The 14,980-nt window shown below is 39.5% G+C and carries 16 protein-coding genes; 5 read left to right on the top strand and 11 right to left on the bottom strand.

All coding sequences use genetic code 11. The annotated features are described in order from the left end of the window. Nucleotides 1-225 precede the first annotated feature (225 nt). Together PH210_RS24005 and PH210_RS24000 are read right to left on the bottom strand one after the other, a co-directional pair. Nucleotides 226-1,122 (bottom strand): cation diffusion facilitator family transporter, encoded by an 897-nt coding sequence (locus PH210_RS24005; protein ID WP_289988908.1) that lies wholly within the window; start codon nt 1,120-1,122, stop codon nt 226-228. Nucleotides 1,123-1,238: 116 nt separating this feature from the next. Continuing rightward, complete coding sequence (locus tag PH210_RS24000) at nt 1,239-1,373, bottom strand: hypothetical protein (RefSeq protein ID WP_289988907.1); 135 nt, start codon at nt 1,371-1,373, stop codon at nt 1,239-1,241. 96 nt (nt 1,374-1,469) lie between these two features. On the opposite strand from PH210_RS24000, the gene PH210_RS23995 reads away from it, so the two are divergent. Then, a complete protein-coding gene (locus tag PH210_RS23995) occupies nt 1,470-1,655 on the top strand; it encodes a YozQ family protein (RefSeq protein ID WP_289988906.1) in 186 nt (61 codons plus the stop codon). Between the two features lie 55 nt (nt 1,656-1,710). Here PH210_RS23995 and PH210_RS23990 read toward each other — a convergent pair whose 3' ends face one another. Beyond that, nucleotides 1,711-2,466 carry a yteA family sporulation protein gene (locus PH210_RS23990; RefSeq protein WP_289988905.1) on the bottom strand — a complete coding sequence of 252 codons (756 nt, stop codon included), beginning with the start codon at nt 2,464-2,466 and terminating at the stop codon, nt 1,711-1,713. Between the two features lie 187 nt (nt 2,467-2,653). On the opposite strand from PH210_RS23990, the gene PH210_RS23985 reads away from it, so the two are divergent. Both PH210_RS23985 and PH210_RS23980 read left to right on the top strand, forming a co-directional pair. Beyond that, a complete protein-coding gene (locus PH210_RS23985; protein ID WP_289988904.1) occupies nt 2,654-2,815 on the top strand; it encodes a hypothetical protein in 162 nt (53 codons plus the stop codon). Between the two features lie 15 nt (nt 2,816-2,830). Then, on the top strand, nt 2,831-4,186 hold the full coding sequence (locus tag PH210_RS23980; RefSeq protein WP_289988903.1) for an amino acid permease: 1,356 nt from the start codon (nt 2,831-2,833) through the stop codon (nt 4,184-4,186). 48 nt (nt 4,187-4,234) lie between these two features. On the opposite strand, the gene PH210_RS23975 is transcribed toward PH210_RS23980, so the two are convergent. From PH210_RS23975 to PH210_RS23965, 3 genes are all read right to left on the bottom strand, one after another. Next, nucleotides 4,235-4,858, bottom strand: coding sequence for a LysE family translocator (locus PH210_RS23975; protein WP_289988902.1), 624 nt, complete (start codon nt 4,856-4,858; stop codon nt 4,235-4,237). A gap of 119 nt (nt 4,859-4,977) precedes the next feature. Beyond that, entirely contained in the window at nt 4,978-6,018 is a 1,041-nt protein-coding gene (locus PH210_RS23970) for a glycosyltransferase family 2 protein (protein ID WP_289988901.1), read from the bottom strand. A gap of 20 nt (nt 6,019-6,038) precedes the next feature. Continuing rightward, nucleotides 6,039-7,715: a DUF6044 family protein gene (locus tag PH210_RS23965; protein WP_289988900.1), complete on the bottom strand. Its 1,677-nt coding sequence runs from the start codon at nt 7,713-7,715 to the stop codon at nt 6,039-6,041. 185 nt (nt 7,716-7,900) lie between these two features. Between PH210_RS23965 and PH210_RS23960 the strand changes: the two genes are divergently transcribed. After that, a complete protein-coding gene (locus PH210_RS23960; protein ID WP_289988899.1) occupies nt 7,901-8,887 on the top strand; it encodes a potassium channel family protein in 987 nt (328 codons plus the stop codon). A gap of 2 nt (nt 8,888-8,889) precedes the next feature. Here the strand turns inward: PH210_RS23960 and PH210_RS23955 are convergent, their stop codons facing one another. From PH210_RS23955 to PH210_RS23935, 5 genes are all read right to left on the bottom strand, one after another. Beyond that, complete coding sequence (locus tag PH210_RS23955; RefSeq protein WP_223591863.1) at nt 8,890-9,291, bottom strand: YugN-like family protein; 402 nt, start codon at nt 9,289-9,291, stop codon at nt 8,890-8,892. 132 nt (nt 9,292-9,423) lie between these two features. After that, nucleotides 9,424-10,773, bottom strand: coding sequence for a glucose-6-phosphate isomerase (locus tag PH210_RS23950; RefSeq protein ID WP_289988898.1), 1,350 nt, complete (start codon nt 10,771-10,773; stop codon nt 9,424-9,426). A gap of 182 nt (nt 10,774-10,955) precedes the next feature. Then, complete coding sequence (locus tag PH210_RS23945) at nt 10,956-12,119, bottom strand: iron-containing alcohol dehydrogenase (RefSeq protein ID WP_289988897.1); 1,164 nt, start codon at nt 12,117-12,119, stop codon at nt 10,956-10,958. 93 nt (nt 12,120-12,212) lie between these two features. Further along, the gene (locus tag PH210_RS23940) at nt 12,213-13,484 is read right to left on the bottom strand and encodes a Glu/Leu/Phe/Val family dehydrogenase (RefSeq protein WP_289988896.1); all 1,272 of its coding nucleotides are present in this window, start codon (nt 13,482-13,484) and stop codon (nt 12,213-12,215) included. A gap of 24 nt (nt 13,485-13,508) precedes the next feature. Continuing rightward, nucleotides 13,509-14,708, bottom strand: coding sequence for an ornithine--oxo-acid transaminase (locus PH210_RS23935; RefSeq protein WP_289988895.1), 1,200 nt, complete (start codon nt 14,706-14,708; stop codon nt 13,509-13,511). A 69-nt stretch (nt 14,709-14,777) separates the two neighbouring features. Here PH210_RS23935 and PH210_RS23930 point away from each other — a divergent pair, with 69 nt between their 5' ends. Further along, nucleotides 14,778-14,915 carry a hypothetical protein gene (locus PH210_RS23930; RefSeq protein WP_289988894.1) on the top strand — a complete coding sequence of 46 codons (138 nt, stop codon included), beginning with the start codon at nt 14,778-14,780 and terminating at the stop codon, nt 14,913-14,915. The last annotated feature ends 65 nt before the right edge of the window (nt 14,916-14,980 follow it).

The following is a 14,980-nucleotide window of genomic DNA, read 5'->3' as shown; positions in this document are numbered from 1 at the left end:
CAAAACCTCCTCACTCACTTTGTTCGAGGAAGCCAACATCCAATTCTAGAGTTGATATTCTTGATAATCAATTCAATCAATTCAAAAATAACATTGACTTCCCCTCGCCTACTTGGGTCCGGGTCAACGGAATAACTCAAAAATATCAACTCCTTCGATCTTTTTATATCCTATCCTATCATAAACCCAAATGGTCCAAAGTACAAAGATGTTTTTTTTTGGAAATTAATTATCTTCCGGAAAATAAGGGTTTAAATGAATTAAAACTTCATCGATGTTATCATAACTTTTCATTAGCTTTTGTTTAATGGATTTAGCCAGATCATGCCCCTCTTTGATTGTCTTATAATAATCAATGGAGATACGCAAATCCACCAATATATAATGGCCATGCTCTCTTGCGCGAATTCGGTCAATCCGCCTAACGTCAGGAAAATCATTAATTATTTTAGTGTATTCTTGAATCGTCTCCGTGCTAATGTTCCGCTCCAGAAGAATATCAAACGCCTCTGTCAGCATTTCCTTTGAAATTTTAAAAATTAAATAGGCGACAAAAATACTAGCAGCTTTATCTCCATAAAGGAGTAAATGAAGATCGAATCGTTCTCCTAAAATAGAGATGAGAACACCAATTGCTGCAGCAATGGAAGCAACAATATCGGCTTTATGGTCAAAAGCTATGGCTTCAATGGCCTTACTGTTGTGCTGCTTGGCTGCTTTTAATGAACTGCGATATAAAATGATCTTCATTATATATGAAAATAGGGCGACCCACATGGCCAACAAGCTAGGTGATTCCACCTTGTGAAAAAAACCGCTTATTCCTTCATAAACAACATAAATGGAGACAAGAAAGAGTAAAATTCCTACAATACCAGAGACAATGACTTCGGCCTTTCCGTGTCCATAGGGATGTTCTTTATCCGCGGGTTTATTGGCAATTTTAATGACCAATAAAACAATGATAGACGCGAAAACATCGGCGGCAGAATGAATCCCATCTGCAAATACAGCATCACTGTTTCCATACAAGCCAATGATGATCTTTCCTAGTGTAAGAACAATATTACTGATTACACTAATCCAAGCCACTTTTTTTGCCAACGTTTCTCTTATTACCATATTAAACCACCTTTGAAATGCCTCTAGAAATCATAGCAAACACAACCTTGTTGGGTCTAGAGAAAAATTCTTGCCCCTTTCAACCTAATTTGGATTAAGGCAAATTTCCATCCAGTTTACTCTTTATATCCTTCATCTTCTTTCATCATTTCAACTTCTTCGATAACGGAAATCCTGTTTATCTGGTCGTGGAGATAATGAAAGGCTTGGTCTAAATCTTCTCGGTTTGGTAATTTGTCTTTATTCTTCATCGTAAGCACTTCCTTAGCTTAAAAATTTTTTAGGAGTAATCCGCTTTAAAAAAGAAAAAAATACCGTTGTATCATATTCAAAAGGAGGATAACATGATGGACAAGCAGAAACAGAAAGCCAATCCGGACAAAGAAGTTGCCGGGAGCTTCTATCATCCAAGCTATTATCAAGAAAAAGATCAGATTTCATCTGGACTTGCCACTACACATGAGCAAGTAAGTGATGTGTACGCGGAAGGCGACGTTACGACCGGAAATGAGAATGAATCAGAACAAAGTTAAGCAATAATCAGAGAAAACAGCTCTCTTTTAGAAAGCTGTTTTCTTTTTTACTTACTCATTTATCATCATCTACATACGGGTCATGTTCAAATGCCGGCAGATCCCCAAAGCTTGTCATGATCCCTTCTTGATCAAGTGCATCCTCATATTGTTCATGCTGGGCATTTGGGTATACCGTAATATTTTTTCCATACATATCATTTCCAACAAAATTCTCATAGTCCTCGACATAGCTGATATTTTCATCAGATTCAGCGTAGATATCATGGTAATTATCCTCCGAAAAGGCTAAATCAGAAGGAGTCTCGCTCGTTCCCCACTGGGCAACAGTTTGCCAGGAATCTTCTGCATCGAAGGCCACATTCTCATTCTTTTCATCCATATCAAATTTCCCCCAAGGCGGCATCAATACCCCTTCTTCAACTGGGCGGTTGTGAGAAACAATTTGATCCGGACTGTGTTCAATACAATAAGTGGTATTAGGCAAGACCTGCAGGCGTTCTAGCGGAATGTCCTTGCCGCAAACTTCACATTTCCCATATGTTCCATTTTCCATAGCCTCTAAGGCGTGATTAATATTTTGTAGCTGCAATCCATAATGCTCATTTAAAGCTATATCCTTTTCACGCTCATATAACTCTGTTCCTTCATCTGCGGGGTGGTTATCATAGCTGGACAGCTCCCCCACCGATTCATGTGCGTGGCCTCTTTCTAAACCAAAGTGGTCATTCTGTTGTAAATGTTCCTCTACTTCACTTTTTTCCTGTAATAGTTGCAGACGTAACTCAGCTAATTGCTGTGTCGATAGCATATGTTAAACCCCTTTCATCGAAAAGCGCAATTGTCTATATCCTATATTTTCATTTGTTAGGCGGTTGATTATGTAACAAAAATTTAATTCCATCAAAAACCTAACTATGATAACTTTAAGAATTTGAATAAGAATGAACATGACGTATATCTTAAAAAAGATACCTGATAAGAAATGAGGAGATTTGATGGTAAATGAAAATTTTAATAAATTTCAAAAAGTCCAACGTGAGCATGAGGCACAGTATTTAGGGGGAGCCCATAACCAAAAACCAGGACTTAATGATGAAGAATATAATAATCAAAAGGATACCGATAAATCACCAGGTGCCACTGGACGAAGATTATAAAAAAGGAGAAGTTATATGGGCAAATCAAAGTCAGGGGCTGAGGAGAAAAACGGTATGAAGTGGTGGCATCTCTCTTTATTTGGAGTAGGCTGTACGATAGGTACAGGATTTTTCTTAGGATCGAGCTTAGCCATTAAAATGACAGGACCATCCATTTTAATAGCATTTATCATTGCAGCCATTAGTACTTATTTCGTCTTTGATGCTCTTTCAAAAATGACGTCGAAAGAGCCCCTCAAAGGCGGTTTTCGATCTTATGCAAAAAAAGCTTACGGGAGATGGGCCGGCTTCAGCAGCGGATGGGTATACTGGTGCTCTGAAGTGTTAATTATGGGAAGCCAAATGACTGCTCTTTCCATTTTTTCACGTTTTTGGTTTCCAAAAGTTCCATTATGGCTGTTCGCTGCCGGCTACGCCATTCTTGGACTTGTCGTATTATTAATCGGAGTAAATGTATTGAACAAGCTGGAAAACATTTTGGCACTGCTAAAAATAGCTGCGATAATAATGTTTATCATTATTGCCTGTTTAGCCATTTTCGGAGTAATTGATGGAGACCGCCCAATTCAATATCCAAGGAGCCGAAATGATATTCTCCCACATGGGATAAAAGGCTTATGGTCTTCCGTTATTTTTGCTTTTTACGCCTTTGGCGGGATTGAGATATTGGGACTAATGGCGACAAATTTGAAGGACCCTAAGGAAGCACCTAAGGCAGGAAGAGTTATGCTGTTTACTCTGATGCTTATTTATATTCTATCTATTGGACTGGCGGTCATGATGGTATCCTGGCAGAACTTTAATACAAAGGAAAGTCCATTTGTTGTTGCTTTAGATGCCTATCATCTTTCATTTGTTCCTCATATTTTCAATGGTGCCTTAATCATAGCAGGATTCTCTACAATGGTTGCTTCTCTTTATGGAGTAACAAGCGTTCTTGTTACCCTGGGTGAAGAAGGTGATGCACCGAAAAGCTTTTCTAGGCAAGGAAAATTAAAGGTACCAATTCCGACACTGCTCCTTACCATGGTCGGTATCACTGCTTCAGTAGTATCTGCTTTATTAATGCCCAATCGAGTCTATGAGTATATTACAACGGCGGCCGGCTTAATGCTTCTATATAACTGGATATTTATCCTGGCCTCCTCAAGAAAAATTCTTGAATTAAAAGTAAAGGACAAAATGAAATATACCCTCGGCACAATCTTAATTTTAATAGCCGTCAGCGGGACGATTTTCCATGAGACAAGCCGTCCAGGCTTTTTTATTAGTTTAGCCTTTCTCGGGGTCATTGGAGCCATTACCTTAATGATGAACCTTAAGTGGAATAAGCATAAGAAGAAAGTGCTTAAACCTTGGCCTACCGCATAAAAACAAATCACAAAAAACTGGCAATAATTCATGCCAGTTTTTTGTGATTTAAAATAGGATTTTACATGCTTGAATACCAAAATACACGCCAAAGCCTACTAAAGAAAAACCCGACAGAAGTGAAATCATGATGAGTAAACGTGAGGTGACAAATGTTCGGAAGCTGCTAGAAACCCCTGCCATTGTAATATCCCATAACAAAAGCCCAATAAAAATAGCACTGCTGTAAAATACCAATCGAGTGGTATCATAAACTGAAGCTGTTTTTGCGAGTACAGATCCATAAATACCCAGCCAAAAAAGAATCGTTAATGGATTGGAAATCGACATAAAAAAACCAGAGAGGAACGATTTTATGAGCGGCTCCGTCCCTCTTGAATCCTGTAAGTGTATCTTTCCTGCCTTTAAAATCGTTTCAACCCCTGTGTAGATTAATACAAAGGCTCCAAAAAACCATAGGAAAGTTTGCATAAAGGATGTTTCAAGATATTTGACCACACCTATGTAAACAACCACCATATAAATCCCATCTGCAACCACTGCCCCTACACCAATCAGCCATGAGTGCATAAAGCCATTTCTAATTCCCCTGTCAATTTGGGCTGCATTTATTGGACCAATGGGAGCAGCTAGAGACAATCCTAATAGGATATAGCTTAAAAATATATTCATAAAAATCTCCCCCCACCCTAAGTAAAAGCCTGTCTATCCATTTTTATTCAAGGCCAGGAGGTTGTACGACAAAAAAATAAAAAGAGCTCCCTTCATCAGGTAAACTCTTTACACAAAAACTATTTATTGGATTCAGCTATTTTTCTAAAATCAAGGTTATAAAGCTCATCCTCACCGGTTTGGTTAAGCATACGATGCCTTGGCAAAGGCAAATTAAAAGAATCAATATCAATGATATACTTGGGGCGCTGCTTTGTTTCTTTATAGATTTTCCCAACATATTCTCCAATTAAACCGATGGCAATTAACTGCAAACCGCCAATTAACCAAATGGATGTAATCATTGATGTCCAGCCTGTTTCAGTATTCCCCCAAAATTTTAACGTTAAAAAGTAGCCTCCAAAAACAAGGCTCATAAAGAATGAGACAAAGCCAATCATTAAAACAAAACGAATCGGAGAGATTGAAAAGGACGTAATTCCATCAAACGCGAAGGCCAACATTTTCTTTAACGGATACTTTGTTTCCCCGGCCTGCCTTTCTAGGCGGTCATAATAGACCACGTCAGTTCGAAAGCCGAGAAGCGGGACAATTCCCCTTAAAAACAGATTAACCTCTTTAAATCGCTCCAGCTCATGCAAAGCCCTTTTGCTCATTAACCGGAAATCCGCATGGTTGTAAATAAGATCGACACCGAGTATTTTCATGATTTTATAAAATCCCTGTGCCGTGCTTCGTTTAAAAAAGGTATCTGTATCACGGCCTTTTCGAACACCGTAAACAATTTCACAGCCTTCATGGAATTTCAACATAAAATCACGTATAACCTGAATATCATCTTGTAAATCAGCATCAATGGAAACGACACAATCAGAAAGTTCCTTAGCAGTAAATAAACCAGCCAATAATGCGTTTTGATGTCCAACATTGCGTGCTAATTTTAAGCCCCTCACATGGTCGTTTTTTAACCCTTCTTTGTAAATCATTTCCCACGTACGATCCTTACTTCCGTCATCGACAAATAATATTTTGCTTTGCTTTGAAACAAGCTCATCGCCCATTAGCTCCTGAAGCAGCTGACTAAGCTTCATTATTGTCTCCGGCAATACCTCTTCTTCGTTATAGCACGGCACCACAATCGTAAGAACTGGTTCCATCATCTGTTATATACCCCCGATGTCTACAATATCTTATATAAATAAATTTTCCAGGCAGATTTCTTCGATTCGAACACTTTGTCTAGCTGTAACTGATTTTGCTCGGCATTATCGATTGGGATAGCAGAGAATATGTAACGGCCGCCCATTTCTTTAAAAACATCAGTATTTAACTCTAGTTTTTTCAAATGCCGTTTCGAATCCTTTTTGATCATATATCTTTTTCCGAGCTGAGCCGTAAACAGATAGCAGCGCCCGCCCCATTGATCGTAATACGTTCGCACCGTTTTATTTTTTGCTAACTCTTTTTCAATTATTTTCCTAAATTGATGCTTATAGCTTAAGGGATAAAAATTATTATAGGTATCCAGTGTGTAGAATCCGTTGTATTGGGAGATTGCTGGATGGATTCCGATGCTGGCTACCCGATATTTTTCTTGAGGCAGAGCAATATGCTCTTTAATTTTCCCAAATAAATCTACTGCATAGAATTCCTTTACAGTTGGTTTTTGTTGATAAATGATTTCATCATTAAATAATCCTAAAAAGACAATTTGCATAATAGCAAACCATTTCGCCGTATTCCTCCAGGAAAATCCCTGCAGTGAAATAATCTTTAAGGCGAGGGCAAAACTGGCATAAATCACAAGCGGCCTCAAAAAATGATAGCGGGCAAAATTAAACGTATCCATAAAATGGAATCTCTTTGTCAAAGGAAGCCAGCCCTCATAAAACCAAAAGGCATACCAAGCGGACAACAAAATATTTAATACAAATAAAAACACAAAAATTCTTTCCTGTTTCCAAAGCTTTTTCATAAAAACAAAATAAAAGGCAATAAACATAGCAGGTAAAATAAATAAAGTATGGATGGTCAGAACATGCGTATGACCTAGCAAGTAATTTTTAAAAAAGAGCCGAACGGCACTCCAAAATGGCAGGTGAGCATGGAAATATTCGTCTCGGCTATTGGGCTCAGTAGTGAATAGAAACGAATAAACTAAGCGATATTCTACTAGCATAAAAATAAAGGTCATATAAACAATGGCAAATAAAAAGCGCAGGTTCCAGCCTTTTCTTCTAACAACGTCTGTAAGCCAGAAGATGCCCATGGCGCTTAAGAAAAAGAAAAAGCCTAAAACAATACTCGCGTATAAGGGTAATAAGGTTAGTACTAAATAATCCTTCCACGTATCCTCTCGATTCCTAAAATTAAGGAACGCCCAAAGTGCGAGCGGCATCCCTAACGTACTCAGCATCCCTGACGGCCAAAAAGGTGTTAAAGCAAAAGCTAAAGCCGTTACTATTTGAATTGGAAGCCATTTTTCCCCGGGAAGTAAATGCGCCTTTAACAGTACATACATCCCGAAAAAGGCCACAAGCCTTGTTAAAGCTTGACTCAACCCATAGGCTGCCATGGTTGGAAGAAGAGCATATAACCAAACAATCACGCTATATTCTGTTCCGAAGGCATTTCTGGACAGCAGTCCATTAATGATTTGCGGGATAGGATCCTGTACATCGCCAAATATCTCGCCGCTTCTTGCTAAAACCTTATACCATGCCAAATTAGAGTCCAAATTATCATGGACACGAATATGGGCATTTTCTTGAAGAATAAACAGCGGGGAAAGATAGACGGCAAGAACAATCAAGGCAAAGAGGATATATCTTCGCTCCTTTTTTCTTTCAATCAGCACCTTATACACCTCATAAATCTTGAAATAAATGGTCACTTTCGTTTAAATTTTACAAATTTGATGGAATTTATTCCTATAAAAAACCCTTCCATACATATTAGTGTTTTTTTATAAATTACTAGATAGGATTATGAGAACCTCAAATTTCGTCCATAATATTACTTAGTAGAAAAGAGGTGTTTGTTGTGCCAAATAGGGTTTATATAAGCTTTTTACGAATGCCGCTTCTAGTAAGGATTTTACTGATTGCCCTGCTTGTTTTTCTTACCTTTGGAGTATCGATTCATCTATTAGAACCAGAAACCTTTCCAACTATTTTTGATGGAATTTGGTGGGCTATTATCACAGCTTCCACGGTGGGGTATGGAGATTATGTACCTCATTCATTAATGGGCAGATTAACTGCGTTATTTTTAATCTTACTGGGGGTTGGTTTTGTTTCTTCCTATTTTGGAACACTCGCAGCTGCAGCGGTTACAAAGCAAGATGCCTTTTCAGAAGGAAGAATTCCTTTTAAAGGTGAAAACCACATCATTATCATTGGCTGGAATGAACGCTCCAAAGAATTAATCAGCAAGCTGACCAATACTAATTTTCCACAAATGATTGTCTTAATCGATGAAACACTTGAAACGAATCCGGTAAAATCAAAATTTGTTCATTTTATTCAAGGAAAAGGTCATGTAGATGAAACGATCATTAAAAGTGATATCGAAAAGGCAGAAAAGGTTTTAATCACTGCCGACCGAGGAAATGATGAACTGCAGGCAGATATGAATAGTATTTTAACCTTATTAACGATTAAAGGGCTATGCTCAAAGGTTAAATGCATCGTTGAAATATTAACCGCTGAACAAGTGATTAATGCGATTAGAGCAGGTGCTGACGAAGTTATTCAATCAAATAAGCTTACCAGCGTTTTTATGGTGAACAGCCTTCATTCCAATGGTGATGGGCTCTTATCTAACGTAATTCATCAGCTGCAGGAAAGTCGATTATCTTCCTCTTCAGTAACGGATACAGATATTGGAAAGACCTTTACGGAGCTGTGTCAGGAGCTTTTCAGCAAAGGCTTTCTTTTAATCGGAATCAAAAGAGGGGAGGATACCATGCTTAACCCCTCCCACTCGTTAAAAATTGAAGAAAAAGACCAGTTGTTAACTTTTAAATAATGCTAATCGTTTAACAGCAACGACTCTAGTTCCTGAACTAGCGATTTTCCGGTTTCGATATATTGTTCTGGAAAACTGGCATCCTTATCAACAGGATCTTGGAATTGGTTAAATGTACCTCCTCCTGAAGATCCTAGTTGATCAAGTCCTGATTCATAAACATGTGATAACAGAAATGGTCTTTCTAATTGAACTGTACAATTTCTGGCATCTAGCTGGCCGTCCACAGCTTTAAATGGCAAGCGCAGGAACTCATAACTATCATCATCATTGATTTTATAGTCGAATGCTCCGTGATCATAATCCCAATTGCCGCCAATCGAATATCCGATAGGTTTTAATTTTTGTTCAAGCTTGTATAAATCAAATTGTTTCCCTTCTACTTTCGATGGTAATTCAATCATTTTAAATTTACCCCCTTTTAGACATTACTGTTAGTTTCTCCAATTTCACTAAAAAAAGTGCTGATTGTGTAAATCCAATCAGCACTTTTTTATTTAGGCTATTATCGCAAAAAAATTGAATAGAACCTTTATTTATTTCAAGCGTTTTTCAAGTTCTGCTTTTTTCTCTTCATATCCTGGTTTACCCAGTAATGCAAACATATTGACTTTATAAGCTTCAACCCCAGGCTGGTCAAATGGATTGACTCCAAGCAGGTATCCACTCATGGCACAAGCTTTTTCAAAGAAATAGACCAGATAGCCGAATGTATACTCATCTAAAGATGGAATGGTTACAATCAGATTCGGTACACCGCCGTCTGTATGAGCAAGCATCGTGCCTTCAAACGCCTTGTTGTTGACAAAATCAATCGTTTTGCCTGCTAAGTAATTAAGGCCATCCAGGTCATTTTCCATTTCTTCAATGGAAAGCTCATGACGGGGTTTTTCAACCTGAATAATCGTTTCAAATAAATCGCGGCGGCCTTCTTGGACATATTGACCAAGTGAGTGAAGATCTGTTGAGAAGTTTGCCGAAGATGGAAAAATTCCTTTTTGGTCTTTTCCTTCACTTTCGCCAAAAAGCTGTTTCCACCACTCTGAGAAATACTGAAGTCCCGGCTCATAGTTAATCAGCATTTCAATCGTTTTTCCCTTATTATAAAGAGCATTTCGAACGGCAGCATATTGGTAGGCGGCATTGTCTTCAAGCTCGGAATGACCAAAATCCTCCTGTGCTTTGGCAGCTCCTTCCATCATTTTTTCAATGTTTGCACCGCTTACAGCAATTGGAAGTAAACCAACTGCAGTTAAAACGGAGTAACGGCCGCCGACATCATCTGGAATGACAAAGGTTTCGTAGCCTTCTTCATTTGATAATGTTTTTAAAGCACCTCTTGCTTTATCTGTAGTCGCATAAATTCTTTTACGTGATTCCTCTTGTCCATATTTTTCTTCAAGAAGCTTTCGGAAAAGACGGAAAGCAATCGCCGGTTCTGTTGTTGTTCCAGACTTAGAAATAACATTTATGGAGAAATCTTTACCATCAAGGAGATCCATTACATCCCTCATGTATGTAGAACTAATATTGTTTCCAACAAAAATGATTTGCGGGGTAGTCCGCTTATCTTTTGGAAGCGAATTATAAAAACTGTGCTGGAGCATTTCTATCGCTGCTCTTGCACCCAGGTAAGAACCACCAATTCCAATGACAAGAAGAACGTCTGAATCAGCTTTAATTTTTTCGGCTGATTTTTGGATACGGGAAAATTCTTCTTTATCATAGTTAGTTGGAAGCTCAATCCAGCCTAAAAAGTCACTGCCCGCACCTGTTTGCTCATGCAGCGAATGGTGGGCAACTTTTACGGCATCCCGCAAGTATGTAAGTTCATGTTCTCCAAAAAAGGTTAATGCTTTTGAGTAATCAAAACGAACGTGTGTCATGAATGATCCTCCATAATTTTATTTTCAATAATCACTTTAACGAATGACTGACGGATTATCAAGCTAGTTCCCCTCATGTAAGCGTACCCATTTTCGATAATTTTTTTGCGTTTTCGTAGATTTTGTCGAATGATATTCATATTCCTAAAAAACTCGGACACCGAGTGCCCGAGTTCTTGAATTTATAATGATGCGCGGTAAATTGCTAGTGTATCTTCACGATTTAGCTTTTTAAAGTTTCCAAACTCCCCATACACCATGGCTTTGTCTGCCATAATTTCAAGCTTGCTGTCATCAATATCATAATCAGCTAACCGAGCTGGGGCACCAATGCTGCTCCAGAATTCACGAAGTTTTCTAATTCCTTCAAGTCCTGTTTCCTCGTCACTTTTTCCTTCCGGATTAACACCAAACACCCTTACCGCCAACTTTTTAAAGCGTTCCGGTTTGACTGAGAGATTATGCTCCATCCAGTGCGGGAACAAAATCGCCAGCCCGCCGCCATGAGGGATATCATAAACAGCTGAAACCGCATGTTCAAGATTATGTGTCGCCCAATCGCCGCGGTATCCCATGTTTAAAATACCATTTAAGGCCATTGTTCCGCAGTAAAGTACCGTAGCCCGGTGTTCATAATTTTCTAACTCAGCGAGCAATTTCGGCGCTGTTTCCATGACAGTCATCAGCAAGCCTTCACACATACGGTCCTGAAAATCTGTATTTTCTTCAAGATGAAAATAATGCTCCAAAACATGTGACATCATATCAACTATTCCATATATGGTTTGATCACGTGGAACAGTAAAAGTGTTAACAGGATCTAAAATTGAAAATTTAGGGAACGTCACAGGACTTCCCCAGCCATATTTTTCATTTGTTTCCCAATTGGTAATAACCGAACCGGCATTCATTTCCGAACCCGTAGCAGCCAGCGTCAAAACAGTCCCAAATGGAAGAGCATCCTTCGCAACTGCTTTTCTTGTTACCAAATCCCAGGCATCTCCATCATATTTTGCACCGGCAGCAATCAATTTGGTGCAGTCGATTACGCTTCCGCCGCCCACCGCCAACAGGAATTCAATGCCTTCTTTTTTACAGATTTCAATCCCTTTTTGGGCAGTTGTAAGGCGAGGATTGGGTTCTACACCTGATAGCTCATAAACTTCAGCCCCGATTTCATCTAAAAGGGCAGTCACCTTTTCATATAAGCCGTTTCGCTTGATACTGCCGCCGCCATACACGAGAAGCACCTTTTTTCCAAAGCGAGAAACCTGTGTTTTTAATTGTTCAACCTGATCTCTCCCAAAAATTAAAACAGTGGGATTCCAAAATGTAAAATTATCCAAAATTAACACCATCCTTTTCACATTCCATTATTATTGATATAAAAGTTTTTTGCAAAAAAATTCCCTTGCACCCACAAAGATTGCAAGGAAAATTTAGATCCACCCTCTATATATTGAGGCTTCGGCCATTTTTCTTATGCCAACGATATAGGCAGCTAAGCGCATATTTATTTGCCTGTTTTGCGCGAGGTCGTATATTTCATTAAATGACTTGACGATTCTATTCCGTAATTTTTCGGTTATTTCCTCTGGACTCCAATAATAGCCCTGTTTATTTTGAACCCACTCGAAATAGGAAACCGTTACACCGCCAGCACCTGCCAGGACATCAGGGACAATTAAAACCCCACGCTCCGTTAGAACCTTGGTTGCCTCAAGCGATGTAGGGCCATTGGCTGCTTCTACAATTAGCTTTGCTTTTATGTTCCCCGCATTTTCTACGGTAATTTGATTGGAAGTCGCTGCTGGAACTAAAATATCACAATCTTGCTCCAGCAGTTCCTGATTGGAAATGGCACCTTCGAACAAGGTGGTAACTGTACCAAAACTATCACGCCTGCTAAGTAAATACTCAATATTTAACCCATCTGGATCATAAAGGGCGCCATATACATCAGAAATCCCTACGATATAGGCCCCAGCCTCGTGCATTAATTTAGCGATGAAGCTCCCGGCATTACCGAATCCTTGAACAATCACCCGCGCTCCCTTTAACCTGATTCCACTCCTCTTGACCGCTTCTTCGATACAAATAGTGACACCCTTTGCCCCTGCTTTTTCGCGGCCTTCTGACCCTCCAAGAACAAGGGGTTTCCCTGTAATAAAACCAGGAGAATCAAATTGTCGGAGACGGCTGTATTCATCCATCATCCAAGACATAATTTGCGAATTAGTATACATATCAGGTGCGGGGATATCTTTAGTTGGTCCGACAATTTGACTTATAGCCCTTACGTAACCACGGCTTAAACGTTCCAGTTCACCAAAAGACATCGTCCTTGGATTGCAAATAACGCCGCCCTTTCCTCCCCCGAAAGGTAGATCTGCTATTCCGCATTTCAAACTCATCCACATTGATAAGGCTTTTATGTCATCCTCTTTCAGTTGATGATGAAAACGGACACCGCCCATGGTTGGACCAAGTGCGTCATTATGCTGGGCTCTATAACCAGTAAATATTTTCGTCGAGCCGTCATCCATACGAACAGGGATCCTGACTTGGAGTGTTTTTAGAGGTTCTTTGAGCAAATGATACATATCTTGATTAAACCCTAGTTCAATTATTGCATCATGAATAATAGTTTGTGTTGATGTAAGAAGGTTTAACGTCTCTTTTTCTTTTCCTGCTTCATCAAATTTCCCCATTTTGGCACCTCTAGAAATCCCAATTTAACCTAATACTTTCATGATTCTTTCAATAGCCCAATCCAATTCATCTTTCGTAATTACGAGCGGCGGGGCAAATCGAATGACTGTATCGTGTGTTTCCTTGCACAACAGTCCCTGTTCTTTTAATTGTTCACAATATTTTCGGGCCGGTTCCGTTAATTCCACCCCAATAAACAAACCGCGTCCGCGAACTTCTTTAATATTCGGATTCTTAATTTCCTTAAGTTTGCCTAAAAAGTATTCACCAAGCTCCAAGGATTTTTCAGCTAACTTTTCATCAACAAGGACATCAAGCGCGGCAATTGAGACAGCACATGCCATCGGATTTCCTCCAAAGGTAGATCCGTGGGAGCCTGGATTAAAGACTCCTAAAATCTCCTTATTAGCAACAACACAAGAGATCGGAAACACTCCGCCTCCGAGAGCTTTTCCGAGAATATACATGTCAGGTTCAATACCTTCCCACTCACAGGCAAACATTTTACCTGTTCTTGCTAAACCGGCCTGAATTTCATCCGCGATAAACAAGACATTGTTTGCTTTACACAGCTCATAAGCAGCCTTCATAAAACCTTGCGGCGGAATAACGATGCCTGCTTCTCCTTGAATCGGTTCGATTAAAAAGGCAGCTGTATTTGGCGTAATGGCTTGCTTTATTGCTTCTAAATCACCATATGGCACAAGCTTAATTCCCGGGAGCATTGGGCCAAACCCTCGTTTGTACTCCGCATCAGACGATAGTGAAACTGCTGTCATCGTCCGTCCATGAAAATTCCCAATACAGCCGATTATTTCCGCTTGGTCTTCCGCTACTCCCTTTACATCATAGCTCCAGCGGCGTGCTGCCTTAACAGCTGTTTCAACTGCCTCTGCTCCTGTGTTCATAGGCAGAACCATTTCTTTATTGGTTAATTCACTTACCTTTTCATACCATGGACCAAGCTGGTCGTTATGAAAGGCACGGGAAGTTAATGTCACCTTGTCCGCTTGTTCCTTTAATGCCTGAATAATTTTCGGATGCCGGTGGCCTTGATTAACTGCCGAATAAGCACTAAGCATGTCCATGTATTTGTTTCCTTCAGGATCCTCCACCCAAACTCCTTCGGCACGCGAGATGACGATTGGCAGGGGATGATAATTTTTAGCGCCATATTTCTCTGTTTTTTCAATAAGTTCATTGGTATTTATGTTTGCAGCCATTCACATTTCCTCCTTTTCATTAACAAGATATGTACACATAACTTTATTGTAGCCGAGCAGGAAAAAAGAATGAAATTTTTTTATAAAAAAATGGCTAAGTTAAAGCTCCTTGATGATTGGAGCGGAAGGCGCGAGACTCCTGCGGGAGGACGGGGCAGGGGAGACCCCGCAGGCGCTGTAGCGCCGAGTTATCATGAACGAAACTAGCTCCTACTCGTAAATACGTAGGTTAATTTGGTTAGAATGTTTATTGGAAAAAACAAACCAAATCA

Origin of the sequence: Paenibacillus sp. BSR1-1, from assembly GCF_030403775.1 — a bacterium.
Lineage (GTDB): Bacteria > Bacillota > Bacilli > Bacillales > Cytobacillaceae > Neobacillus.
Note: the sequence above shows the minus strand (reverse complement) of the source record. Positions and strands in the feature narration are given on the sequence as shown.

What these genes read in the sequence shown, in the direction of transcription:
- PH210_RS24005 (WP_289988908.1), bottom strand. Translation starts at nt 1,122, where the DNA reads ATGGTAATAAGAGAAACGTTGGCAAAAAAAGTGGCTTGGATTAGTGTA.
- PH210_RS24000 (WP_289988907.1), bottom strand. Translation starts at nt 1,373, where the DNA reads ATGAAGAATAAAGACAAATTACCAAACCGAGAAGATTTAGACCAAGCC.
- PH210_RS23995 (WP_289988906.1), top strand. Translation starts at nt 1,470, where the DNA reads ATGGACAAGCAGAAACAGAAAGCCAATCCGGACAAAGAAGTTGCCGGG.
- PH210_RS23990 (WP_289988905.1), bottom strand. Translation starts at nt 2,466, where the DNA reads ATGCTATCGACACAGCAATTAGCTGAGTTACGTCTGCAACTATTACAG.
- PH210_RS23985 (WP_289988904.1), top strand. Translation starts at nt 2,654, where the DNA reads ATGGTAAATGAAAATTTTAATAAATTTCAAAAAGTCCAACGTGAGCAT.
- PH210_RS23980 (WP_289988903.1), top strand. Translation starts at nt 2,831, where the DNA reads ATGGGCAAATCAAAGTCAGGGGCTGAGGAGAAAAACGGTATGAAGTGG.
- PH210_RS23975 (WP_289988902.1), bottom strand. Translation starts at nt 4,858, where the DNA reads ATGAATATATTTTTAAGCTATATCCTATTAGGATTGTCTCTAGCTGCT.
- PH210_RS23970 (WP_289988901.1), bottom strand. Translation starts at nt 6,018, where the DNA reads ATGATGGAACCAGTTCTTACGATTGTGGTGCCGTGCTATAACGAAGAA.
- PH210_RS23955 (WP_223591863.1), bottom strand. Translation starts at nt 9,291, where the DNA reads ATGATTGAATTACCATCGAAAGTAGAAGGGAAACAATTTGATTTATAC.
- PH210_RS23950 (WP_289988898.1), bottom strand. Translation starts at nt 10,773, where the DNA reads ATGACACACGTTCGTTTTGATTACTCAAAAGCATTAACCTTTTTTGGA.
- PH210_RS23940 (WP_289988896.1), bottom strand. Translation starts at nt 13,484, where the DNA reads ATGGGGAAATTTGATGAAGCAGGAAAAGAAAAAGAGACGTTAAACCTT.
- PH210_RS23935 (WP_289988895.1), bottom strand. Translation starts at nt 14,708, where the DNA reads ATGGCTGCAAACATAAATACCAATGAACTTATTGAAAAAACAGAGAAA.
- PH210_RS23930 (WP_289988894.1), top strand. Translation starts at nt 14,778, where the DNA reads ATGAAATTTTTTTATAAAAAAATGGCTAAGTTAAAGCTCCTTGATGAT.